General features: G+C 58.8%; 1 pseudogene. It reads left to right on the forward strand.

Annotated features, from left to right (window positions below):
- Window positions 1-162 (forward strand): annotated as a pseudogene (locus KVT28_RS28035) (transcriptional regulator); the annotation flags it as partial.
- Window positions 163-233 lie beyond the last annotated feature (71 nt).

Genomic DNA, 233 nt, shown 5'->3' on the forward strand with positions numbered 1-233 from the left:
ACACCGCTCGGCATGACGTTCGCGTCACCGATCGAGCAGATGTATCAATGGGGGCTGGAGAATCACGCGGCGCTGGATGAGATGGAAGCCCACTTTCGCGCCGCTACGGACGTGCCATCAGCCGCGCCACACCTTCCCGATCGTGCTGGTGACGCGGATTAAACACCACCAGGCTTAAACCCGCTTTACCTTCAACCCCAAAGGTGCTGTATTCCATCTCAAGCACGCCTTCC

Origin of the sequence: Pantoea sp. GbtcB22, assembly GCF_019091025.1 — a bacterium.
In the GTDB taxonomy this organism is placed as follows: domain Bacteria; phylum Pseudomonadota; class Gammaproteobacteria; order Enterobacterales; family Enterobacteriaceae; genus Pantoea; species Pantoea leporis.